The sequence below is a fragment of the Enterobacter cloacae complex sp. IR5402 genome (assembly GCF_049238125.1).
Classification (GTDB): domain Bacteria; phylum Pseudomonadota; class Gammaproteobacteria; order Enterobacterales; family Enterobacteriaceae; genus Enterobacter; species Enterobacter hormaechei_C.
This window is the reverse complement of sequence record NZ_JBMKHO010000002.1, coordinates 106,251-128,440: the sequence shown is the minus strand read 5'-3', so window position 1 is coordinate 128,440 and position 22,190 is coordinate 106,251. Positions and strand designations below refer to the sequence as shown.

General features: G+C 56.3%; 20 protein-coding genes. 11 read left to right on the top strand and 9 right to left on the bottom strand.

The annotated features are described in order from the left end of the window. Window positions 1-22: 22 nt before the first annotated feature. The 3 genes from purC to dapA all read right to left on the bottom strand — a co-directional run bounded on the left by purC (window position 23) and on the right by dapA (window position 2,775). Complete coding sequence (gene purC / locus ACOTXL_RS03885; protein ID WP_001171626.1) at window positions 23-736, bottom strand: phosphoribosylaminoimidazolesuccinocarboxamide synthase; 714 nt, start codon at window positions 734-736, stop codon at window positions 23-25. Window positions 737-845: 109 nt separating this feature from the next. Continuing rightward, window positions 846-1,880, bottom strand: coding sequence for an outer membrane protein assembly factor BamC (gene bamC, locus ACOTXL_RS03880; protein WP_003860539.1), 1,035 nt, complete (start codon window positions 1,878-1,880; stop codon window positions 846-848). 16 nt (window positions 1,881-1,896) lie between these two features. Continuing rightward, a complete protein-coding gene (gene dapA / locus ACOTXL_RS03875; RefSeq protein ID WP_045349815.1) occupies window positions 1,897-2,775 on the bottom strand; it encodes a 4-hydroxy-tetrahydrodipicolinate synthase in 879 nt (292 codons plus the stop codon). 145 nt (window positions 2,776-2,920) lie between these two features. Between dapA and ACOTXL_RS03870 the strand changes: the two genes are divergently transcribed. Both ACOTXL_RS03870 and bcp read left to right on the top strand, forming a co-directional pair. Continuing rightward, entirely contained in the window at window positions 2,921-3,490 is a 570-nt protein-coding gene (locus ACOTXL_RS03870; protein ID WP_000213743.1) for a glycine cleavage system transcriptional repressor, read from the top strand. Beyond that, window positions 3,490-3,960, top strand: a complete 471-nt coding sequence (bcp, locus tag ACOTXL_RS03865) for a thioredoxin-dependent thiol peroxidase (protein ID WP_023314630.1) — start codon at window positions 3,490-3,492, stop codon at window positions 3,958-3,960. Before ACOTXL_RS03870 ends, bcp begins: the two co-directional genes overlap by 1 nt. Window positions 3,961-4,100: 140 nt before the next feature. Here bcp and ACOTXL_RS03860 read toward each other — a convergent pair whose 3' ends face one another. Beyond that, a complete protein-coding gene (locus ACOTXL_RS03860) occupies window positions 4,101-5,165 on the bottom strand; it encodes an AI-2E family transporter (protein ID WP_023314631.1) in 1,065 nt (354 codons plus the stop codon). Window positions 5,166-5,385: 220 nt separating this feature from the next. Here ACOTXL_RS03860 and bepA point away from each other — a divergent pair, with 220 nt between their 5' ends. Then, window positions 5,386-6,849: a beta-barrel assembly-enhancing protease gene (gene bepA, locus ACOTXL_RS03855; RefSeq protein WP_003860547.1), complete on the top strand. Its 1,464-nt coding sequence runs from the start codon at window positions 5,386-5,388 to the stop codon at window positions 6,847-6,849. Window positions 6,850-6,862: 13 nt separating this feature from the next. Further along, window positions 6,863-7,219 (top strand): arsenate reductase (glutaredoxin), encoded by a 357-nt coding sequence (gene arsC / locus ACOTXL_RS03850; RefSeq protein WP_003860549.1) that lies wholly within the window; start codon window positions 6,863-6,865, stop codon window positions 7,217-7,219. Here arsC and ACOTXL_RS03845 read toward each other — a convergent pair. Next, entirely contained in the window at window positions 7,216-8,040 is an 825-nt protein-coding gene (locus ACOTXL_RS03845; protein WP_045345535.1) for a homeodomain-like domain protein, read from the bottom strand. The genes arsC and ACOTXL_RS03845 overlap by 4 nt on opposite strands. Before the next feature lie 147 nt (window positions 8,041-8,187). Here ACOTXL_RS03845 and celB point away from each other — a divergent pair, with 147 nt between their 5' ends. Genes celB through ACOTXL_RS03830 form a run of 3 tightly spaced genes read left to right on the top strand, consistent with a single transcriptional unit; the run spans window position 8,188 to window position 11,885 of the window. After that, complete coding sequence (gene celB / locus ACOTXL_RS03840; RefSeq protein ID WP_045349814.1) at window positions 8,188-9,507, top strand: PTS cellobiose transporter subunit IIC; 1,320 nt, start codon at window positions 8,188-8,190, stop codon at window positions 9,505-9,507. 3 nt (window positions 9,508-9,510) lie between these two features. Beyond that, window positions 9,511-10,467, top strand: coding sequence for a N(4)-(beta-N-acetylglucosaminyl)-L-asparaginase (locus tag ACOTXL_RS03835; protein ID WP_410031816.1), 957 nt, complete (start codon window positions 9,511-9,513; stop codon window positions 10,465-10,467). Beyond that, window positions 10,467-11,885, top strand: coding sequence for a leucyl aminopeptidase family protein (locus ACOTXL_RS03830; protein ID WP_045349807.1), 1,419 nt, complete (start codon window positions 10,467-10,469; stop codon window positions 11,883-11,885). Before ACOTXL_RS03835 ends, ACOTXL_RS03830 begins: the two co-directional genes overlap by 1 nt. An 84-nt stretch (window positions 11,886-11,969) precedes the next feature. Here ACOTXL_RS03830 and ACOTXL_RS03825 read toward each other — a convergent pair whose 3' ends face one another. The 4 genes from ACOTXL_RS03825 to ACOTXL_RS03810 all read right to left on the bottom strand — a co-directional run bounded on the left by ACOTXL_RS03825 (window position 11,970) and on the right by ACOTXL_RS03810 (window position 16,413). Then, a complete protein-coding gene (locus ACOTXL_RS03825; RefSeq protein WP_166792068.1) occupies window positions 11,970-12,671 on the bottom strand; it encodes a DnaA inactivator Hda in 702 nt (233 codons plus the stop codon). Window positions 12,672-12,767: 96 nt separating this feature from the next. Beyond that, window positions 12,768-14,057, bottom strand: coding sequence for a uracil permease (gene uraA, locus ACOTXL_RS03820; RefSeq protein WP_045349805.1), 1,290 nt, complete (start codon window positions 14,055-14,057; stop codon window positions 12,768-12,770). Window positions 14,058-14,139: 82 nt separating this feature from the next. Then, on the bottom strand, window positions 14,140-14,766 hold the full coding sequence (upp, locus tag ACOTXL_RS03815; protein WP_003860560.1) for a uracil phosphoribosyltransferase: 627 nt from the start codon (window positions 14,764-14,766) through the stop codon (window positions 14,140-14,142). 216 nt (window positions 14,767-14,982) lie between these two features. Beyond that, window positions 14,983-16,413 (bottom strand): 6-phospho-beta-glucosidase, encoded by a 1,431-nt coding sequence (locus tag ACOTXL_RS03810; RefSeq protein WP_003860562.1) that lies wholly within the window; start codon window positions 16,411-16,413, stop codon window positions 14,983-14,985. 266 nt (window positions 16,414-16,679) lie between these two features. Here ACOTXL_RS03810 and purM point away from each other — a divergent pair, with 266 nt between their 5' ends. The 4 genes from purM (at window position 16,680) to ppx (ending at window position 22,186) form a co-directional block, all read left to right on the top strand. Then, entirely contained in the window at window positions 16,680-17,717 is a 1,038-nt protein-coding gene (gene purM / locus ACOTXL_RS03805; protein WP_045349802.1) for a phosphoribosylformylglycinamidine cyclo-ligase, read from the top strand. Further along, window positions 17,714-18,355: a phosphoribosylglycinamide formyltransferase gene (purN, locus tag ACOTXL_RS03800; protein WP_003860566.1), complete on the top strand. Its 642-nt coding sequence runs from the start codon at window positions 17,714-17,716 to the stop codon at window positions 18,353-18,355. Before purM ends, purN begins: the two co-directional genes overlap by 4 nt. A 228-nt stretch (window positions 18,356-18,583) precedes the next feature. Further along, complete coding sequence (ppk1, locus tag ACOTXL_RS03795; protein ID WP_003860568.1) at window positions 18,584-20,644, top strand: polyphosphate kinase 1; 2,061 nt, start codon at window positions 18,584-18,586, stop codon at window positions 20,642-20,644. Window positions 20,645-20,647: 3 nt separating this feature from the next. Further along, window positions 20,648-22,186, top strand: a complete 1,539-nt coding sequence (ppx, locus tag ACOTXL_RS03790; RefSeq protein ID WP_003860570.1) for an exopolyphosphatase — start codon at window positions 20,648-20,650, stop codon at window positions 22,184-22,186. Window positions 22,187-22,190 lie beyond the last annotated feature (4 nt).

Sequence of the window (22,190 nt, the reverse complement as noted above, 5' to 3'; positions counted from 1 at the left end):
CATCCTTTGGCAAATGCGCAGTTTAGTCGAGCTTAACGCCTAAACGGTGAGCAACCGCTTCGTACGCTTCGACCACGCCACCCAGACTCTGGCGGAAACGGTCTTTGTCCATTTTATCCAGCGTCTCTTTGTCCCACAGGCGGCTGCCGTCCGGAGAGAATTCGTCGCCCAGCACCACTTCGCCTTTGTACAGACCGAACTCCAGCTTGAAGTCGACCAGGATCAGGCCCGCGTCATCAAACAGCTTTTTCAGCACGTCGTTGGCTTTGTAGGTCAGTTCCTGCATGCGCGCCAGGTTCTCTTTGCTTACCCAGCCGAAGGTTTCACAGTAGGATTCGTTGACCATCGGGTCATGCATGGCGTCGTTTTTCAGGAACAGATCGAACAGCGGTGGATTCAGTTCGATACCTTCTTCGATGCCCAGACGCTTCACCAGGGAGCCTGCGGCACGGTTACGGATCACGCACTCAACCGGCACCATATCCAGTTTTTTTACCAGACATTCCGTATCGGACAACAACGCTTCCATCTGAGTCGGGATACCGGCTTCGGCCAGTTTGGTCATAATGAAGTGGTTGAACTTGTTGTTCACCATGCCCTTACGATCGAACTGCTCAATGCGTGCGCCGTCTCCTGCTGACGTATCATTGCGGAATTCGAGCACCAACAGATCCGGGTTTTCCGTGCTGTATACGGTTTTCGCTTTGCCACGATACAACTCAGCTTGCTTCTGCATCTTCATTACTCCTGGTGTGATGATTTGTATTCAAAACTGGCCATATTATGCCACGCACACGTTTGCGTAGCACGAAAATAAAAAGGGCTGGAATAACCAGCCCTCACTATTATTTGCTGAATGCGGCCTGGAAGGCAGCGACCAGCGCATCGTTCTGCGCCTGGGTCAGCGTGTGTCCTTTCGGATCGATAAATTGCAGGCTGCTGCGGTTATCGAGGTCGCCGACCTGGATTTTGTAGTCACCGGAAGGCAGCTGTGGATCGCTTGCCCCCAACTCCTGCCAGGCGCTATCAGACAGCGGCTTATAGGTCGCTGTGATACTGCCCGTTGAACGGGTGCTGTCAGTCACCTTCATGCCCACTTTTTCAAGCGTTGCTGGCAGACGCTGCCAGGTCTGGTTAAACGGCGCACGCACCACCAGCATCGGCAGACCGGTATCGTCTGCACCGCTCTGCACGTCAAAGGTTGAGCCGTTACGGTTCTGCGCGGCGTTTGCGGCATCGGTAGCGTTCTTATCCAGACCCGCTGCAATCACGTTCAGCATTTCAGTGCTGTAGCGCTGCATGGCGGACGGATCGGCAACCGGTTTACCTGCCTGCTCAAGATTCAACAGCTTAACGGTAACCGCCTGCTGATAACCCTGCGGCTTAACGGAGACTTGATAACGACCACGGTACTGCTGGTCTTCATCGAGACGGTTCCACTCAATCCAGTCGGTGGTTAAAGCTTGGCTGGCGTCGTCGCGTTTATCAATCGTATAGTTTTTCGACTGAATGACGCTTACAACCTGCGGCCACAGCGTTGTACCGCGTGCGCTTTCCACCAGCAGAGAAGCTGTATCACCGGTGAACTGCGTGCGCGCGCCGCTCACGAGCGCCAGAGGCTGAGCTGGCGGACGAATATCGAGCGCTTTACCCACCAGGCCGCTGCCGTTGGTAACCGGAATATTATAATCACCGTTCTGGATCGGCAGGATCATGCCGGCAGGCGCGTGAAGTTCAGCAAGCGGCGGCGCATCCAGATAGGATTCATCACCGCTCACCTGGCGCTTGTAGCGCGAGTCTGAACTACAGGCAGCGAGGAGCATAACAAGCGAAACACCCGCAACCTTCGCCAGGCGCGACTTCTGTACTGAATAAGCCATCAAATCTCCCTAAACTTTACAGCAAACCGGCATGCTTCAGCGCGCCAGCGACAATTTCACGACCGTGGTCGGTAATCGGTGTCATTGGCAGACGCAGCGTGTCGGTTGCTACAAGCCCCAACTCCTTACATGCCCATTTCACTGGGATCGGATTGGGTTCGACAAATAATTTATTGTGCAACGGCATCAGACGCTGATTAATCACGCGAGCTTCATCAAAGTGACTGGCTGCGGCCAGTTTGCACATGTCAGCCATATCGCGCGCCGCCACGTTCGCCGTCACGGAAATCACGCCGTTACCACCGAGCTGCATAAAGTCCAGCGCGGTCGCATCATCACCGCTCAACAGGATAAAGTCGTCTGAAACCAGCTCTTTGATCTGATGAACGCGGCTTAAGTTCCCTGTCGCCTCTTTAATCCCGATAATATTTTTTACTTTCGAGAGACGGCCAACGGTTTCCGGCAGCATATCGCAACCGGTACGGGACGGCACATTATACAGAATTTGTGGCAAGTCAGTATGTTCAGCGATGGCTTTGAAATGCTGGAACAAACCTTCCTGAGTAGGACGGTTGTAATAAGGGGTCACCGTCAGACAGCCGACAATGCCGCTGTCGTTAAAACGTTGGGTCAGACTGATAGCTTCTGCGGTTGCGTTTGCGCCCGTCCCCGCGATGACCGGAATACGCCCGTCCGCCAGTTCCAGGGTCAGCATCACAACGTCGCCGTGCTCTTCGTGGCTCAGCGTAGCGGATTCACCGGTAGTCCCTACCGAAACGATCGCCGAGGTTCCATTGGCGACATGGTAATCAATGAGCTTCTTCATGCTTGACCGGCAGACATTACCTTTTTCATCCATCGGTGTAACAAGCGCGACAATACTTCCCGTGAACATGAGCCATCCTCTGTGCGAACAAGAGCCTCAATGTTACGTTTGGAACTGTAATAAAAGCAAGCGACCTGAGGCTCTCAGGCGGTTGTATGCATGTTTTTTTTATGCTTTCCTTAGGAAGACTTAACCACGCAAAGGAAGAACAGGTTTGACAACCTCATCACAACATTACCTGGTTATCACTGCGCTGGGTGCTGACAGGCCGGGTATCGTGAATACCATCACTCGCCACGTGAGCAGCTGCGGCTGCAACATCGAAGACAGCCGGCTGGCTATGCTTGGCGAAGAGTTCACGTTCATCATGCTGCTTTCCGGAACATGGAATGCCATTACCCTCATCGAATCTACCCTGCCGCTGAAAGGCGCAGAGCTGGATTTACTGATTGTGATGAAGCGCACCACCGCGCGCCCGCGTCCGGCTCTGCCTGCCACGGTCTGGGTACAGGTTGAAGTGCCTGATTCACCTCATCTGATTGAACGTTTTACGGCGCTGTTTGACAGCCATCAGATGAACATTGCCGAACTGGTTTCCCGCACGCAGCCGGGCGATGAAAACGCAATCCCGACGCTGTTTATTCAAATTACCGCACACAGCCCTGCCTCGCAGGATGCGTCAAATATCGAGCAAGCGTTCAAAGCCCTCTGTACAGAATTACACGCGCAAGGCAGTATAAGCGTCGTCGATTATTCGCAGCACGAACAGGATGGAGTTGAGTAATGAACCCACTGAAAGCCGGTGATATCGCACCGAAATTTAGCTTACCGGATCAAGACGGCGAGCAAGTAAATTTGACCGACTTCCAGGGACAGCGTGTTCTGGTCTATTTCTACCCGAAAGCCATGACCCCGGGCTGTACCGTACAGGCCTGCGGTCTACGCGACAACATGGATGAGTTGAAAAAGGTCGGTGTGGAAGTGCTGGGCATCAGCACCGATAAGCCAGAGAAGCTGTCACGTTTTGCGGAAAAAGAGCTGCTGAACTTCACGCTGCTTTCCGATGAAGACCACCAGGTTTGCGAGCAGTTTGGCGTCTGGGGTGAGAAGTCCTTTATGGGCAAAACGTACGACGGTATTCACCGTATCAGCTTCCTGATTGGCGCTGACGGTAAAGTTGAGCACGTGTTTGATGATTTCAAAACCAGCAACCACCACGACGTGGTGTTGAAGTGGCTGAAAGAGAACGCGTGATCATTTTAGTGCCGGGTGGCGCTGCGCTTACCCGGCCTACAAGGTATATGCAAAACGGTAGCGCATGCTACCGTTTTTAGTGTTTGCCCCCCTCTCCCCGTGGGAGAGGGTTGGGGTGAGGTCATCAGCCCGCACTAAATCTACTTATCTTCCACCGCCGGCACATCCGGCCACGCGTGGACCACGGCTTTAATCAGCGTCGCCAGCGGAATGGCGAAGAATACCCCCCAGAATCCCCACAGCCCGCCGAAAATCACCACTGACAGGATAATCACCAGCGGATGCAGGTTAACGGCTTCTGAGAACAGCACCGGTACCAGCAGATTTCCGTCCAGTCCCTGAATAATCAGGTATACGGCGAAACAGCTCCAGAACTCCGTACCCAGACCAAACTGGAACAGCGCCACCCCCACAACCGGAATGGTCACCACAAACGCGCCGATATACGGGATCAGAACCGAGAATCCGACCAGCACCGCCAGCAGCAACGAGTAGTTCAGCCCGAAGATCACGAAGCCAATCCAGGTCGCCACGCCCACCACAATCATCTCCAGCACTTTGCCGCGAATGTAGTTGGTGATCTGCTGGTTCATCTCCTGCCAGACCTGACCGGCGAGACCGCGATTGCGCGGCAGCACGCGGCGCACCGCGTTCAGCATCTGCTCTTTATCTTTGACCAGGAAAAACACCATTAGCGGCACGAGAACAAGGTAAACCGCCAGCGTCAGCAACCCCACCAGCGAGGCCAGAGAGTATTTCACCACCGAATCACCCATGGTCATGATGCGGGCGCGCATGTTTTCGGCCATCGCATCGATAATCCCGGCGTCCATCAGCGCAGGATAGCGGCGCGGCAGCGTGGCGGCAAAATCAGACAGTTTATTCAGCATGCCGGGCATATCACGGATCAGGTAGATCCCCTGTTGCCAGGCGATGGGCATCACCACGAAGGACATCAGCAGCAGAATACCGACAAACAGCACCAGGACAATGCTGGTCGCCCAGCGGCGGGAACAGCCGATATGTTCCAGACGCGCGGTGGGCCACTCCAACAGATACGCCAGTACAATCGCCACCAGTAGCGGTGCCAGCAGGCCACTAAAGAAGAACAGGATACCGAATCCGGCAACCAGAATGACCAGCAAAGCAATGGCTTCCGGGTCGCTAAACCGACGCCGATACCACTGCATTAACATTTCGAGCATACAACCCTTCCCTGAATCGAATGGCGGGAGTGAGACGGTGAATTGTATCTAACTGTCACAAAAAAGACTTTCCTTTTTGTTTCACTGTCAGGTTTCGCAAAACCCTGATGAATGGGATTTTCTTCATCTCTTAACACGGCTACACTCGCAGAGCAGCGGAGATGAACGTTATGCGGGTTCATCGGTCAAATTAGCACATCCAAAATACAGGACAGTGGTTATGTTCAGGCAGTTGAGAAAAACACTGGTTGCGACACTGATTGCCGCCGTGACGGTGGGTCAGGTGTTGCCCGCTTTCGCTGACTCGTCCGATTCATTGCCGGACATGGGCACCACGGCAGGAAGCACGCTCTCCATCGGGCAGGAGATGCAGATGGGTGATTATTACGTACGCCAGCTACGCGGCAGTGCTCCGCTGATTAACGACCCTTTGCTGGTGCAGTACATCAACGGTCTGGGGATGCGGCTGGTGGCGCACGCCGACTCGGTAAAAACGCCCTTCCATTTCTATTTAATCAATAACGACGAAATCAACGCCTTCGCCTTCTTTGGCGGGAACGTGGTGCTGCATTCGGCGCTGTTCCGTTATTCCGATAACGAAAGCCAGCTGGCGTCCGTCATGGCGCACGAAATTTCGCACGTCACCCAGCGCCATCTGGCGCGTGCAATGGAAGATCAGAAGCGTAACGCCCCCCTGACCTGGGTGGGCGCGCTGGGTTCCATTTTGCTGGCGATGGCCAGCCCGCAGGCCGGGATGGCGGCGCTTACCGGGACGCTGGCGGGGACGCGTCAGGGGATGATCAGCTTTACCCAGCAGAACGAGCAGGAAGCAGACCGCATCGGCATTCAGGTTTTACAGCGTTCCGGCTTTGACCCGCAGGCCATGCCGAGCTTCCTGGAAAAACTGCTCGACCAGGCACGCTACTCGTCGCGCCCGCCTGAAATTCTGTTGACCCACCCGCTGCCGGAAAGCCGACTCTCGGATGCCCGTAACCGTGCCAACCAGATGCGTCCGGTCGTGGTGCAGTCTTCGCAGGATTTCTACATGGCCAAAGTGAGAACGCTTGGCATGTACAACTCCGGTCGTAATCAGCTCACCAGCGATCTGCTGGACGCGCTGGCGAAAGGCAACGTGCGCGAGAAGAACGCGGCGCAGTATGGTCAGGCGCTCCAGGCGATGGAGGCCAGCAAGTACGATGAAGCGCGTAAAGCACTACAGCCGCTGCTGGCGTCGGCGCCTGACAATCCGTGGTATCTTGACCTCGCCACCGATATCGATCTGGGGCAGAAAAAAGCGACCGATGCGATCAATCGTCTGAAAGGGGCGAAAGACATTCGCAACAATCCGGTATTGCAGCTTAACCTGGCGAACGCCTACCTACAGGGCGGCCAGCCCGGCGAGGCGGTGACCATTCTGAACCGCTACACCTTTAACAATAAAGATGACCAGAACGGCTGGGAACTGCTCGCCCAGGCCCAGGGGCAACTGGGTAACCGCGATCAGGAGCTGGCCGCGCGTGCGGAAGGCCTGGCGCTGGCGGGTCGCCTCGATCAGGCCATTTCCCTGTTGAGCAGCGCCAGCTCACAGGTGAAGCTTGGCAGCCTGCAACAGGCCCGCTACGATGCGCGAATCGACCAGCTGCGCGGCCTGCAACAACGCTTTAAGCCGTACGAGAAGATGTAATAAAGGAGAAGTCATGACAGACGCGGTAAAAATTTACCATAACCCTCGCTGCTCCAAGAGCCGCGAGACGCTGAATCTGCTGAAGTCTAACGGCATCGATCCGGAAGTGGTGTTGTATCTGGAGACGCCGCCGGATGCGCAGACGATCCGCCAGCTGCTGAAGATGCTTAACATGGGCAGCGCACGCGACCTGATGCGTCAGAAAGAAGATCTGTATAAGTCGCTCAATCTGAACGATACCAGTCTCACTGAAGATCGGCTGATTCAGGCGATGGTCGACAATCCTAAGCTGATTGAGCGCCCGATTGTGGTGGCGAACGGCAAGGCGCGTATCGGCCGTCCGCCGGAAGACGTACTCGGGATCGTCTAATCGTTACGCCGCAGCGCTTTCAGAAACGCCTGCGGCGTACGCTCTCCCAGCTTTTTCTGCGCTTTTCCCCGGTTGTAAAACTCACACAGTTGGATCAACAGCGCTCCCGCCGGTTCACTGTTCACCCGCGGAATGATTTCGCGTAACGGCACGGTGACCTGAAGGGCGAGATAATACTGTGAATGCACTTTTACGGTGACGTTATGCTCCGGCAAGTTCACTGCCAGCCCAAAAGTCTCAACAGATTGAATATCAGCCGGACAGGCAGCCAGCACCTCGTTCGTCCAGCGGGTCAGCAACTGCGGCGAGACACCGGCATAAAGCCGGGCGTAGCACCAGCCGCTAACGGGTTCACGCGCCCAGAGCAGGTGTTGCTCCCCACCGTCGTCCATATGCAGCGATAGCGGCTGATGATGCAGAAGTAGCTTCTGCGGCATGATACCGGCCTTCAGCGCCTTTTTGCCCTGCAACGACGCCCCCTTTTGTCTTACCGAAGCCGGTTTGAGGTAGCGGTTCAGGGTCGCGCGGGAAACGGCGATCCCGAGTCCGTCATTCACCAGCAGCAGCAGTTCATCCAGCGGTGCACCGGTGATATCACGCAGAGCATTTATCAGTGCTGCCTGCTCTTGTCTCAACGCTTTATGTATCACTTTTGGCGTGGTGTGGTTATCCGAAACCTGGTCGCGGTTGCGCCAGCGCCTGACGGTGGTGACCGAGATACCCAACTCAACGGCAAGCTCTCTGTCGCTTTTATCTGACTGCTGAAGATAACGACGGATACGCGGTGTGGTGGTGGCGTTGGCATGCAGTTTGATTTCCATCGCGTCTCTCTCCGCAACTAATCTTATGAGATTTATATCAGAGCAGCGAATGCTTTGTGACCGATTTCACCTTTCGCTCGCCGCGCTTCACTGATAATCCACAGACATAACATAAACAACACCTCTCAATCTTGTACGGAGTTCACAATGAACAATGTTCTGGGATTTCTTGAAGCAAAACTGATGCCGCTGGCGGCGAAAACGGCCCAGCAGCGTCATCTTGGGGCCATTCGTGGGGCCTACGTTTCATTCATGCCGTTTATCATCGTCGGCTCCATCCTGCTGGTGATCTCCTCCTTCCCGAATCAGGCCTATCAGCAGTTTATGTCTCAGGCCTTTGGTGAGAGCTGGAGTGCGATTATAGAGATCCCGTTTAACGCGGTGTTCTCAACCATGTCGCTGTTTATCAGCTTCCTGGTGGCCTACCGCCTGGCTGAGCATTATGGCGAGGACCGCATCTCCTGCGGCATCCTGGCGCTGGTCGCGTTTCTGATCCTGACGCCCTTTATCAAAGTGGCGGAAAACGGCGGCATTACCGTGATGCCGGTGGAGTGGATTGGCAGCAAAGGGCTGTTCGTGGCGATGATCGGTTCCCTGCTGTGGACGGAACTGTTCTGCTGGCTGAAGCGCAAAAAGCTGGTCATCAAAATGCCGGACGGCGTGCCTCCTGCGGTGCAGGAGTCGTTCGCGGCCCTGATCCCGGCCCTGCTGGTGATGATTCTGGTGCTGCTTATCCGCATCATCTTTGAAAACACCCACTACCACACCATCCACCAGTTTATTTATGAAGTGGTTGCCACCCCGGTGCGCCACTACGGCACCTCTTATTTCGGGGCGCTGATGACCGTATTCAGCATCACCATTCTGTGGTCAGTGGGCATTAACTCAGGTTCGATGATCAACGGGATTATTCGTCCGCTGTGGATGGAGAACCAGACCGACAACATCGCCGCGATTCAGGCGGGAACGACGCCGCCGCACATCATCACCGAACAGTTTTTTGACATGATCTGGATGGGCGGCGCGGGCGCCACGCTGTCGCTGGTGATTGCGATGCTGATTTTCGCCCGCAGCAAAAACATGCGCGAAGTGGCGCGCCTCGGTGCGGGTGCCTCGGTGTTTAACATCAACGAACCGATTCTCTTTGGCCTGCCGGTGATCATGAACCCAATCATGCTCATCCCGTTCAATCTGGTGCCGCTGGTGCTGGTCACCGTGCAGTATGCGGCGATGAAAATTGGTGCGGTCGCCGTCACCACCGGGGTGTTTATCCCCTGGACGCTGCCGCCGGTTATTAGCGGCTTTATCGTCACCGGGCACCTGAGCGGCAGCGTGATGCAGCTGATCAACCTGCTGATTGGCGCCATGCTGTACCTGCCTTTCATGAGTATCCTGGATAAACAGTACCGCGCGGCGGAAATAGCCAGCGTTACGCAAACCGACACCACCCTTGCAAAACAGGAGTAAAGCATGTGGGGAATTATCGCAACCTGGCGAATGGCGCTTGAAGGGGTAACGGAATCCGCGTCTGCCCTGGCTGCGGGCAAACCTGTCGCTGCGGCGGTAGTGGATGCCGTCGCCGCCGTCGAGGACTTTCCGTTTTATAAATCCGTCGGCTACGGCGGGCTGCCCACCGAAAACGGCGAGGTAGAGCTGGACGCGGCCTATATGGACGGCGACACACTGGCGTTCGGCGCCGTGGGGAATCTGGTGGATATCGCCAACCCAGTGCGCGTGGCGCACGCGCTCAGCCGCCAGCGCTATAACAGCCTGCTGGTCGGCCAGGGCGCGCGCGAATGGGCGCTGAGTCAGGGCTTTGCCGATAAAACCATGCTCACGGATCGCGCCATGCAACACTACCGTAAGCGCTGCCGCGAAACGCTGGATAAGGGGTTAAGCCCCTACGACGGACATGACACCGTCGGCATCATCGGCCTCGATAAACAGGGCTCGATGAGCGTCGCCACTTCCACCAGCGGCCTGTTTATGAAAAAACGCGGTCGCCTCGGTGACTCACCCATCATCGGCTCCGGCTTTTACTGCGACAGCGAAACCGGCGCGGCCACCGCCACGGGCGTCGGTGAAGATCTGATGAAGGGCTGTACCAGCTACGAAATCGTTCGCCGGATGGCGCAAGGCATGACGCCGCAGCAGGCGGCGGATTCGGTCGTGTTCGAACTGGAAGACAAACTGATGTCGCGCTTCGGTCGCGCGGGCGATCTCTCCGTGGTGTGCATGAACAGCAAAGGAGAATTTGGCGCCGCGACCAACATCAAAACCTTCTCGTTCGTGGTGGCGACGGCTCGCCAGCCCCTCACCGTTTTCCGTACTGAACGCCTGCGGGAGAAAACGCACTATCACGCGGTAGATGAGGAGTGGATGCAGGCCTATGCTGCGCGGATCCGCGCACCGATTGAGGAGGTATGATGATCACGTACCAGTTTATCAACGCACTTTCAGACGCGAAGCCGCAGAGCCATTTGATTGCGCGCGCTGACAGTTCCCTGTTACCGGATAGCGCTCTTATCGCTGAAATGCGCCAGCAGAGCACCGTCGCGGACGCGCGCTTTGGCTGCGCGCCGTTTGCCCGCATCACTCTGTTGCCGGATGCGCTCTGGCATGACGCCCTGACCGAAGGGTTGATCACGGCCCTGCGACCGCTGCTTACCGCCCCCGCCAGCGCCGAACTCGTGCTGGACGTGACGGATATCGACGATGTGGTGCTGGCGCAGGTACTGCGTTTTCTCTTTAATCAGGCGCACATGCTCAGTGACCTGAAGCTGAAGAAGACGGACGAAGCGCTGCGCCTTACCTGCATCACTGCCCTCTGCCTGCCGGAACAGCAGGCGAAGCTGGAGACGACCTTCCGCCAGCAGCAGGCCATTGCGCTCGGCATGGTTGCGGCACGACGTCTGGCGGATATGCCATCCGACCGCTGTACGCCGCAGTTTGTGGTGGAAGAGGCGCAAAAACTGTGTGCCGCCAGCCCTGCTCTGCGCTGCGAGGTGTTAGATGAAAAGCAAATTGTTGAGCAGGGGCTGGGTCTACTGCACGCCGTTGGCAAAGGGGCGACCTGCCCGCCTCGCCTGCTGGCTATTCACTATAACGGCGTGTCTGATGGCCCGGTGCGCTGCTACGTGGGAAAAGGCATTACCTTTGACACCGGCGGCCTGTGGCTGAAGGAAGGCGCGGGCATGTACACCATGAAATATGACATGTGCGGCGCGGCTAACGTGCTCGGGCTGATGCTGACCGTTGCGGAGCTGAAATTACCCGTGCGCATCATGGGCGTGCTGGCGCTGGCGGAAAACGCCATCGGCCCCGACGCCATGCAGCCCGGCACGGTGGCAACAGCCTGCAACGGCATTACGGTGGAAATCAACAACACCGATGCCGAGGGCCGGCTGGTGCTGGCAGACGCTATCGCCTGGGCGAGTCAGCGCCATCCGCAGGCGCATTATATTATTGATATGGCGACCTTAACCGGAGCGGTGGTGAAAGCGCTGGGGTATGAGCTGAGCGGGCTGATGACCCAGGATGAGCCGTTGCGTCAGGCACTGACGCTCGCGGGCAAACGGAGCGGCGACGAGGTGTGGTCCCTGCCGCTGGATGCGAGGCTGAGAAAGCAAACCGACAGCGCGATTGCCGATCTGTGCAACACGCCGACCAACAATGCGGCGATCAGCGCCTCGGCGGCGTGGCTGCTGCACCACTTCTGCCCCCCGACCATTCCGTGGGCGCATCTGGATATCAGCGGGACGGCGCTGTGGCGTGAGAACGGCAGAAGCGTGGCATCGGGAAGGCCGATTCCTCTTTTGGTTGAGCATCTGATGGAAGATTGTTAAGCCCGGTGGCGCTGCGCTTACCGGGCCTACAAAGCGTGACGGGTTTTCGTAGGCCGGGTAAGGCGCAGCCGCCACCCGGCAAAACTAGAGCTTGAGAATATCTTTCACAAACGGAATGGTTAGCTTGCGCTGGGCGGTAATAGACGCGCGATCGAGCTGATCGAGCGTGTCAAACAGCGTGCGCATTTCCCTGTCCAGGCGTTTAAGCAGGAACCGACCCACGTCCTCCGGCAGCTCAAACCCACGCTGCTTAGCGCGCAACTGAAGTGCCTGGAGTTTGTCTTCATCCGACAGCGGTTGCAGCTTGTAGATTTGCCCCCAGTCCAGACGAGAGGCCAGATCCGGCAGCCCCAGATTGAGCTGGCGCGGCGGACGATCGCCGGTGATCAGCAGCCGGGTTTTGCCCGACTCCAGAATGCGGTTGTAGAGGTTAAAGATCGCCATTTCCCACGGTTCGTCCCCCGCCACGCATTCGATATTATCAATGCAGACCAGGGAGAGATGTTCCATGCCCTCCAGCACCTCAGGCACAAACCAGGTGCGTTTATCCAGCGGCACGTAGCCTACCGCGTCACCGCGCGCAGAAAGCTCCGCACAGGCGGCATGCAGCAGGTGGCTGCGTCCCGCGCCTTCGCGTGACCAGATATAGATGTATCCGCTGTGTTCCTGGCGCAGCACGTTTTGCAGTGCAGCCAGTAAAGAGGGGTTATCACCCGGCCAGAAACTCGCGAAAGTTTCGTCGTCAGGGAGATAAAGTGGCAGAGAGAGCTGTGCCGGTCCGTTCAGAAATACCTCAACCAGAGATCTTACATAAAATCGGAATGGAGTTTAACACGGAACCTGCAAGGAGAGAACCGGGCGATCCTTCGCCCGGCATGACGATCAATGTGGCGCTTTTTCGCTGTCGTCCGCGTCCAGCACCACCTCTTCCGGGCGGATCACCGAGATCAGCTTGAAAATCAGGCTCAGGCCGACGCCGACGATGGTCGCCAGCGCCATACCCTTCAGCTCTGCCGCGCCGATGTGCACCTTCGCGCCGCTCACGCCGATAATCAGGATAACGGAGGTCAGGATCAGGTTCTGCGCCTTGCTGTAATCCACTTTGGATTCAATCAGCACGCGAATACCGGAGGCACCGATCACCCCGTACAGCAGCAGAGAAACGCCGCCCATCACCGGCACCGGGATAATCTGGATCGCTGCCGCCAGTTTACCAACGCAGGAGAGCAGAATGGCGATGATCGCCGCGCCGCCGATAACCCAGGTGCTGTAGACGCGGGTGATCGCCATTACGCCGATATTCTCACCGTAAGTCGTGTTTGGCGTGGAGCCGAAGAAACCAGAGATGATGGTGGAGAAACCGTTGGCAAACATGGAGCGATGCAGGCCCGGGTCGCGGATCAGGTCGCGCTTCACGATGTTCGCCGTCACCACCAGGTGGCCGACGTGCTCAGCAATCACCACCAGCGCAGCAGGAAGAATGGTGAAAATGGCGAACCATTTAAAGCGCGGGGTGTAGAAGGTTGGCAGCGCGAACCAGTGCGCCTCGGCAATCGGGGTGGTATCCACAACGCCCATCACGAAGGAGAGCGCGTAACCCGCCAGCACGCCGATCAGGATTGGGATAATTGCCATAAAGCCGCGGAAGAGGACGGAACCGAATACCGTCACGCCCAGCGTCACCAGCGAAATAATAATGGTTTTAGAATCCGGTGACTGACCGTCCGCAGGCAGCAGCCCAGCCATGTTCGCCGCGACACCCGCCAGCTCCAGGCCGATGACGGCAACGATGGCCCCCATTGCCGCAGGCGGGAACATCACGTCCAGCCAGCCGGTACCGGCTTTCTTCACGATGAAGGAGACCAGGCAGAACAGCACGCCGCACATGATGAAGCCGCCCAGCGCGACCTCATAACCCAGCGGCAGCAACAGCAGTACCGGGGAGATAAACGCGAAGCTCGACCCGAGATAGGCCGGGATTTTGCCTTTACAGATGAAGAGGTAAAGCAGCGTACCGATGCCGTTAAACAGCAGCACGGTAGCCGGGTTAATGTGAAACAGGATTGGCACCAGCACGGTTGCGCCAAACATGGCGAACAGGTGCTGCAAACTAAGCGGGATTGTCTGTAAAAGCGGCGGTCTTTCACTCACCCCGATAGCACGGCGCGTCATAGTGTTTTCCTCTGAGTGTCATTGTTGGTTTTTATTCAAAAAAAAGCCGACTATCAAAGTCGGCTTCTTTATCGTTATTCGATTATTTAGTACCAAAAATCTTATCGCCGGCATCGCCGAGCCCCGGGATGATGTACCCGTGCTCGTTCAGTCCCTGGTCGACAGACGCGGTATAGAGTTCAACGTCCGGGTGCGCTTTTTCCAGCGCCGCGATACCTTCCGGCGCCGCAACCAGCACCAGCACTTTGATGCTGCTGCATCCCGCTTTTTTCAGCAGGTCGATGGTGGCGATCATCGAACCGCCGGTCGCCAGCATCGGGTCAACCACCAGCGCCATACGCTCGTCGATGTTAGAGACCAGCTTCTGGAAGTACGGGACCGGCTCAAGCGTCTCTTCGTTACGGTAGATACCCACCACGCTGATACGCGCGCTTGGGACGTGCTCCAGCACGCCTTCCATCATGCCCAGACCCGCACGCAGGATTGGCACCACGGTAATTTTTTTACCTTTGATCTGCTCAACCTGTACCGGACCGTTCCAGCCTTCGATGGTCACTTTTTCCGTTTCCAGATCAGAGGTCGCTTCGTAGGTCAGCAGGCTACCCACTTCAGAAGCCAGTTCGCGAAAACGCTTCGTGCTGATGTCATGCTCACGCATCAGGCCCAACTTGTGTTTAACGAGTGGGTGTTTCACTTCCACAATCTTCATTCTCTTTCTCCTCTGAGGTGGCATCCGCAAAAAAATCGCGGGATTATACCGCTTTTTTCGGATTGCGCCATACCCATCTTGCTTGACATACATCAATCAAAAACAAAAAAGCCGGAGGCGAGGCTCCGGCTTGGGGGCGGGATTCTGCCGGGTGGCGCTAACGCTTACCCGGCCTGGACATCCCGTAGGCCCGGTAAGCGCAGCGCCACCGGGCAATTATAGCTGCTCTCCGTTGCTGGCAATCACCTGCTTATACCAGTCGAACGATTTCTTCTTGCTGCGGTTCAGCGTACCGTTACCTTCGTTATCTTTATCGACAAAGATAAAGCCGTAGCGTTTCTTCATCTCGCCGGTGCCGGCAGAGACCAGGTCGATACAGCCCCACGGCGTGTAGCCCATCAGATCCACGCCGTCTTCCACCACCGCTTTTTTCATCTCGCGGATGTGGGCGGAAAGGTAGTCGATGCGGTACTGGTCGTTCACCGTGCCGTCGCTCTCCTGCACGTCGATCGCGCCAAAACCGTTTTCCACAATAAACAGCGGCAGCTGATAGTGATCCCAGAACCAGTTCAGGGAGTAGCGCAGCCCGACAGGATCGATCTGCCAGCCCCAGTCCGATTTCTGCACGTACGGGTTAGAAACCAGGCTCTTGCTCTCGTCGTAATCCAGCGTCGGATTATCCGCCGTCGCTTTGGTAGCGAAAGACATGTAGTAGCTGAACCCGATGTAATCCACGCAGCCCTGCGTCAGCGCCACTTTATCTTCTTCGGTAATATCCAGCGCGAAGCCGCGACGTTCAAAGTAGTTGAGCAGATGCTGCGGATACTTGCCGCGCACGTGAACGTCGGTGAACCAGTAGCGGCGATGCATGGCGTTCATCGCCATCATCATGTCGTCCGGGGCACAGGTCAGCGGATAGATGGGGCACATGGCAATCATGCAGCCGATTTGCAGTGACGGGTTGATCTCGCGCCCCGCCTTCACCGCCAGAGCACTGGCCACCAGCTCATAGTGCGCCGCCTGGAACATCACCGGCTCGCGATCTTCTCCCGGCGCATATTTCAGCCCGGAGTTGGTAAACGGCGCAAAGTCTTCGTGGAAGTTGGCCTGGTTGTTGATCTCGTTAAAGGTCATCCAGTACTTCACTTTATGCTGGTAGCGCTCAAAAACGACCTTCGCGAAGCGGACAAAGAAGTCGATCAGCTTACGGTTGCGCCAGCCGCCGTATTCCGTCACCAGGTGGAAAGGCATCTCGAAGTGGGAAAGCGTGATCACCGGCTCGATGCCGTGCTTCAGGCACTCGTCGAACAGATCGTCATAGAATTGGAGTCCCGCTTCGTTCGGCTCCAGCTCGTCGCCTTTCGGGAAGATACGCGTCCAGGCGATGGAGGTGCGAAAGCATTTGAACCCCATTTCGGCAAAGAGTTTGATGTCTTCTTTATAGCGGTGATAGAAGTCGATGGCTTCGTGGTTTGGGTAATTTTTCCCCTCCATCACGCCGTTGGTGATTTCACGCGGTACCCCATGGGCACCTGCCGTCATGACATCGGCAACGCTCACGCCCTTGCCGCCCTCTTTCCAGCCGCCTTCAAGCTGGTGCGCCGCAACGGCCCCACCCCACAGAAAACCTGCTTTAAATCCTGACATTCGCTATCCCTCATTCTGCGTTATTTTCTGCAAAAACAGTTACAGAAACCGGTTTCAGTTTGATGATGTGCAAAGGGGATTGCCGTTGCAAGCAGATCGCCGAAACCGGTTTCATTTTCGTGAACAGAGTCAAGTTTGTTGCCCTGTACAGGCCGCACAGAAAAAAAGATCCCCACGCCGAGAATAGGCTCGCAAACGTTTGCCTGGACTGTTAGAATTGCGCCGATTTTTCTTACTAGCTATGCAATCGCGTGGGGATTTAAGCCGTGACCAACAAAACTTCTCTCAGCTACAAAGATGCCGGTGTTGATATTGACGCAGGTAATGCGCTGGTTGACCGAATCAAAGGTGTGGTGAAAAAAACCCGCCGCCCGGAAGTGATGGGTGGCCTGGGTGGATTCGGCGCACTGTGCGCGCTGCCGCAAAAATATCGTGAACCTGTGCTGGTCTCGGGTACGGATGGTGTCGGTACAAAACTGCGCCTGGCGATGGATCTTAAGCGTCACGATACGATTGGTATCGATCTGGTGGCGATGTGCGTCAACGACCTGGTGGTACAGGGCGCTGAGCCGCTGTTCTTCCTGGATTACTACGCGACCGGCAAGCTGGACGTGGATACCGCAGCCAGCGTCATTAACGGTATCGCCGAAGGCTGCCTGCAATCCGGCTGTGCGCTGGTCGGCGGTGAAACCGCAGAAATGCCTGGCATGTATCACGGTGAAGATTATGACGTCGCAGGCTTCTGCGTCGGCGTGGCAGAAAAATCAGAAATTATCGACGGCAGCAAAGTGGCTGACGGCGATGTGCTGGTTGCGCTGGCCTCCAGCGGTCCGCACTCCAACGGCTACTCTCTGGTGCGTAAGATCCTCGAAGTGAGCGGTTGCGACCCGCTGACCACCGAGCTGGACGGCAAACCGCTGGCCGATCACCTGCTGGCCCCGACCCGCATCTACGTGAAAAACGTGCTGGAGCTGATTGAGAACGTTGACGTGCACGCCATCGCTCACCTTACCGGCGGCGGCTTCTGGGAAAACATTCCGCGCGTGCTGCCGGATAATACCCAGGCGGTGATCGACGCCTCCTCATGGCAGTGGCCGTCCGTCTTCAACTGGCTGCAAACCGCAGGCAACGTGAGCGAGCATGAAATGTACCGCACCTTTAACTGCGGCGTGGGCATGGTTATCGCCCTGCCCGCCAGCGAAGCGGATAAAGCGATTAAGCTGCTGACAGAAAAAGGTGAAAACGCGTGGAAAATCGGTACGATTAAAGCTTCCGATTCCGAACAGCGTGTGGTCATTGAATGAAAAACATCGTGGTGCTCATTTCCGGCAACGGAAGCAATTTGCAGGCAATCATAGACGCCTGCAAACAGAAGAAAATCAATGGCACCATTCGGGCAGTATTCAGCAACAAGGCCGATGCATTCGGCCTTGAGCGCGCGCGGGAAGCGAACATTCCTGCGCACGCGCTGGAAGCCAGCCAGTTCGCCGGGCGTGAAGCCTTTGACCGTGAGCTGGTGCAGGAGATTGACGCCTACGCGCCTGACGTGGTGGTGCTGGCAGGCTACATGCGCATCCTGAGCCCGGCTTTTGTTGCACACTACGCCGGACGACTGCTCAATATCCACCCTTCCCTGCTACCAAAATACCCCGGTCTGCACACCCATCGTCAGGTGCTGGAGAACGGCGATGAGGAGCATGGTACCTCCGTGCATTTCGTTACCGACGAGCTGGACGGCGGTCCGGTCATTTTGCAGGCAAAAGTACCGGTCTTTGACGGTGACAACGAAGACGACGTGACCGAACGTGTACAGGCTCAGGAACACGCCATTTATCCGCTGGTGGTAAGCTGGTTTGTTGACGGCCGTCTTGAGATGCGCGACGGCGCAGCCTGGCTGGACGGAGTGAAGTTGCCCCCGCAGGGTTATGCTGCCGAAGAGTAGTCTGTTTGAATTGCCCGGCGGCGCTTCGCTTGCACGGGCCTACGGTCCCGTAGGTCGTGGTAAGCGCAGCGCCACCCGACATCCCCTCCCCCAACCCTCTAAATTCCCCAATAAAAAAATAACTGTCATACTTTTCTGGCACTGTTGGACATATCGTGGAAATGCTCGCCATAATAAGGACGAGACGGATTTACCACGTCCTGTGATTGAACTGGAGTGTGAGCTGTAATGGGTCAGGAAAAGTTATACATCGAGAAAGAGCTAAGCTGGTTAGCATTCAACGAACGTGTACTTCAGGAAGCGGCCGATAAAACCAACCCGCTGATTGAACGTATGCGTTTTTTAGGCATCTATTCCAACAATCTGGATGAGTTCTACAAGGTTCGCTTCGCCGAACTGAAACGCCGAATCATCATCAGCGAAGAACAGGGCTTAAACTCCCACTCGCGACATCTGCTTGGAAAAATCCAGTCTCGCGTCATGAAAGCCGATCAGGAATTTGATGGCCTCTATAACGAGCTGCTGCTGGAAATGGCACGCAACCAAATCTTCCTGATCAACGAGCGCCAGCTCTCCGCGAATCAGCAAAACTGGCTGCGCCACTATTTTAAACATTATCTGCGCCAGCATATCACCCCGATTCTGATCAACCGTGAAACCGATCTGGTGCAGTTCCTGAAAGATGACTACACCTATCTGGCGGTAGAAATCATTCGTGGTGAGACCATTAACTACGCGCTGCTGGAAATACCGTCTGATAAAGTCCCACGCTTTGTAAACCTGCCGCCGGAAACCCCGCGCCGACGTAAGCCGATGATCCTGCTGGATAACATCCTGCGCTACTGCCTGGACGATATCTTCAAAGGCTTCTTCGATTACGACGCGCTCAACGCCTACTCGATGAAGATGACCCGTGACGCCGAGTACGATCTGGTGCATGAGATGGAGGCCAGCCTGATGGAGCTGATGTCTTCCAGCCTCAAGCAGCGCCTGACGGCGGAGCCAGTGCGGTTTGTCTATCAGCGTGATATGCCGGACGCAATGGTGGAGATGCTGCGCGATAAGCTGACCATCTCCCGCTACGACTCCATTATTCCCGGCGGGCGTTACCACAACTTTAAAGATTTCATTGGCTTCCCGAACGTCGGCAAAGCCAATCTGGTGAACAAACCGCTGCCGCGCCTGCGCCATATCTGGTTCGATAAGTTCCGCAACGGGTTCGACGCCATCCGCGAACGGGATGTACTGCTCTACTATCCGTATCATACCTTTGAGCACGTGCTGGAATTGCTGCGTCAGGCCTCATTCGATCCGAACGTGCTGGCGATTAAAATCAATATTTATCGCGTGGCGAAAGATTCCCGCATCATCGATGCGATGATCCACGCGGCGCACAACGGCAAGAAAGTGACCGTGGTAGTTGAGCTCCAGGCTCGCTTCGACGAAGAGGCCAACATCCACTGGGCACGCCGACTGACGGAAGCGGGCGTGCACGTCATCTTCTCCGCGCCGGGGCTGAAAATTCACGCCAAGTTGTTCCTGATCTCCCGTAAAGAGGGTGACGAGGTGGTGCGCTACGCCCATATTGGTACCGGGAACTTTAACGAGAAAACCGCGAGAATCTACACCGACTATTCGCTGCTGACTGCCGATGCCCGCATCACCAACGAAGTGCGTCGGGTGTTCAACTTCATTGAGAACCCGTACCGCCCGGTGAGCTTCGATTATCTGCTGGTGTCACCGCAGAACTCACGGCGCCTGCTGTACGATATGATCGACAAAGAGATTGCCAATGCGCAGAACGGCTTGTCGTCCGGCATTACGCTGAAGCTCAACAATCTGGTGGATAAAGGGCTGGTGGACCGCCTGTACGCGGCCTCCAGTTCTGGCGTTCCGGTAAATCTGCTCATTCGCGGCATGTGCTCGCTCATTCCGGAACTGGAAGGCATTAGCGATAACATCCGCGTGATCAGCATTGTGGATCGCTATCTTGAACACGATCGCGTCTATATTTTCGATAACGCCGGTGATAAGCGCGTATACCTCTCGTCCGCCGACTGGATGACGCGTAACATTGATTACCGTATTGAAGTGGCGGCACCGCTGCTGGATCCTCGCCTGAAGCAGCGTATCCTGGACATTATCGAGATCCTGTTCAGCGATACGGTGAAAGCACGTTATATCGACAAAGAACTCAGTAATCGCTATGTACCGCGCGGCAATCGCCGTAAAGTGCGCTCGCAGCTGGCGATTTACGATTACATTAAATCACTTGAGCAACCCGATTAACCTATGCCAATAAACGATAATACCCCACGCCCGCAGGAGTTCGCTGCGGTCGATCTTGGCTCAAACAGTTTCCATATGGTCATCGCCCGCGAGGTGGATGGCGCGATGCAGATCATCGGTCGTCTGAAGCAGCGTGTGCATCTGGCCGATGGTCTCGACGCGCGTAACATGCTGAGCGAAGAGGCTATGGAGCGCGGGCTGAACTGCCTGTCGCTGTTCGCAGAACGTCTGCAAGGCTTTTCACCGTCCAGCGTCTGCATCGTTGGAACGCATACGCTACGCCAGGCGCTGAACGCGCCGGAATTTCTTAAGCGCGCGGAAAAGGTTATCCCCTACCCGATTGAGATCATCTCCGGTAACGAAGAAGCGCGCCTGATTTTTATGGGCGTGGAGCATACGCAGCCGGAAAAAGGCCGCAAGCTGGTGATTGATATCGGCGGTGGCTCCACGGAACTGGTGATTGGCGAAGACTTCGAGCCGCGTCTGGTGGAAAGCCGCCGTATGGGCTGCGTCAGCTTCGCGCAGATGTATTTCCCGGGCGGCGTCATCACCCGCGAAAACTTCCAGCGCGCGCGCATGGCCGCCGTTCAAAAACTGGAAAATCTGGCCTGGCAATACCGTATTCAGGGCTGGAACGTGGCGCTGGGCGCATCAGGGTCGATTAAAGCGGCCCATGAAGTGCTGCTGGCGATGGGTGAAAAAGACGGGTTTATTACGCCTGAGCGCCTGGTGAAACTCACCGAAGAGGTGCTTAAGCATAAGAGCTTCGACGCCCTGAGTTTGCCGGGTCTGTCCGACGAACGTAAAGCCGTGTTCGTACCGGGGCTGGCGATCCTCTGCGGCGTGTTTGACGCGCTGGCGATCAAAGAGCTGCGCCTCTCTGACGGCGCCCTGCGTGAAGGCGTGCTGTATGAGATGGAAGGACGTTTCCGTCATCAGGATATTCGCAGCCGTACCGCGCAGAGCCTGGCCAACCAGTACAACATCGACCGTGAACAGGCGAAGCGCGTTCTCGAAACCACGGTGCAGATGTACGAGCAGTGGGAGGAGCAAAATCCTAAGCTGGCGCATCCGCAGCTGGCCGCACTGTTAAAATGGGCCGCCATGCTGCACGAGGTGGGGCTGAACATTAACCACAGCGGAATGCATCGCCATTCAGCCTATATTCTGCAAAACAGCGATCTGCCTGGCTTCAACCAGGAGCAGCAAACCATGATGGCGACGCTGGTCCGCTATCACCGCAAAGCCATCAAGCTCGACGATCTGCCGCGCTTTACGTTGTTTAAGAAAAAGCAGTTCCTGCCGCTCATTCAGCTGTTGCGCCTGGGCGTATTGCTCAATAATCAGCGACAGGCGACCACCACGCCGCCGACGCTGAAGCTAAAAACGGATGACTATCACTGGACGCTGAGCTTCCCGCACGACTGGTTCAGCCAGAACGCGCTGGTACTGCTGGATCTGGAAAAAGAGCAGCAGTACTGGGAAGCGGTCACCGGCTGGCTGTTGAAGATTGAAGAAGAGAGTTCTGAGGCGGCAGCGTAACGGC

Coding starts and splice junctions, on each gene's coding strand:
- ppk1 (WP_003860568.1), top strand. CDS start 18,584: ATGGGTCAGGAAAAGTTATACATCGAGAAAGAGCTAAGCTGGTTAGCA.
- bamC (WP_003860539.1), bottom strand. CDS start 1,880: ATGGCTTATTCAGTACAGAAGTCGCGCCTGGCGAAGGTTGCGGGTGTT.
- bcp (WP_023314630.1), top strand. CDS start 3,490: ATGAACCCACTGAAAGCCGGTGATATCGCACCGAAATTTAGCTTACCG.
- ACOTXL_RS03835 (WP_410031816.1), top strand. CDS start 9,511: ATGTGGGGAATTATCGCAACCTGGCGAATGGCGCTTGAAGGGGTAACG.
- bepA (WP_003860547.1), top strand. CDS start 5,386: ATGTTCAGGCAGTTGAGAAAAACACTGGTTGCGACACTGATTGCCGCC.
- upp (WP_003860560.1), bottom strand. CDS start 14,766: ATGAAGATTGTGGAAGTGAAACACCCACTCGTTAAACACAAGTTGGGC.
- ACOTXL_RS03810 (WP_003860562.1), bottom strand. CDS start 16,413: ATGTCAGGATTTAAAGCAGGTTTTCTGTGGGGTGGGGCCGTTGCGGCG.
- ACOTXL_RS03845 (WP_045345535.1), bottom strand. CDS start 8,040: ATGGAAATCAAACTGCATGCCAACGCCACCACCACACCGCGTATCCGT.
- celB (WP_045349814.1), top strand. CDS start 8,188: ATGAACAATGTTCTGGGATTTCTTGAAGCAAAACTGATGCCGCTGGCG.
- purN (WP_003860566.1), top strand. CDS start 17,714: ATGAAAAACATCGTGGTGCTCATTTCCGGCAACGGAAGCAATTTGCAG.
- arsC (WP_003860549.1), top strand. CDS start 6,863: ATGACAGACGCGGTAAAAATTTACCATAACCCTCGCTGCTCCAAGAGC.
- purC (WP_001171626.1), bottom strand. CDS start 736: ATGCAGAAGCAAGCTGAGTTGTATCGTGGCAAAGCGAAAACCGTATAC.
- ACOTXL_RS03830 (WP_045349807.1), top strand. CDS start 10,467: ATGATCACGTACCAGTTTATCAACGCACTTTCAGACGCGAAGCCGCAG.
- ACOTXL_RS03860 (WP_023314631.1), bottom strand. CDS start 5,165: ATGCTCGAAATGTTAATGCAGTGGTATCGGCGTCGGTTTAGCGACCCG.
- uraA (WP_045349805.1), bottom strand. CDS start 14,057: ATGACGCGCCGTGCTATCGGGGTGAGTGAAAGACCGCCGCTTTTACAG.
- ppx (WP_003860570.1), top strand. CDS start 20,648: ATGCCAATAAACGATAATACCCCACGCCCGCAGGAGTTCGCTGCGGTC.
- dapA (WP_045349815.1), bottom strand. CDS start 2,775: ATGTTCACGGGAAGTATTGTCGCGCTTGTTACACCGATGGATGAAAAA.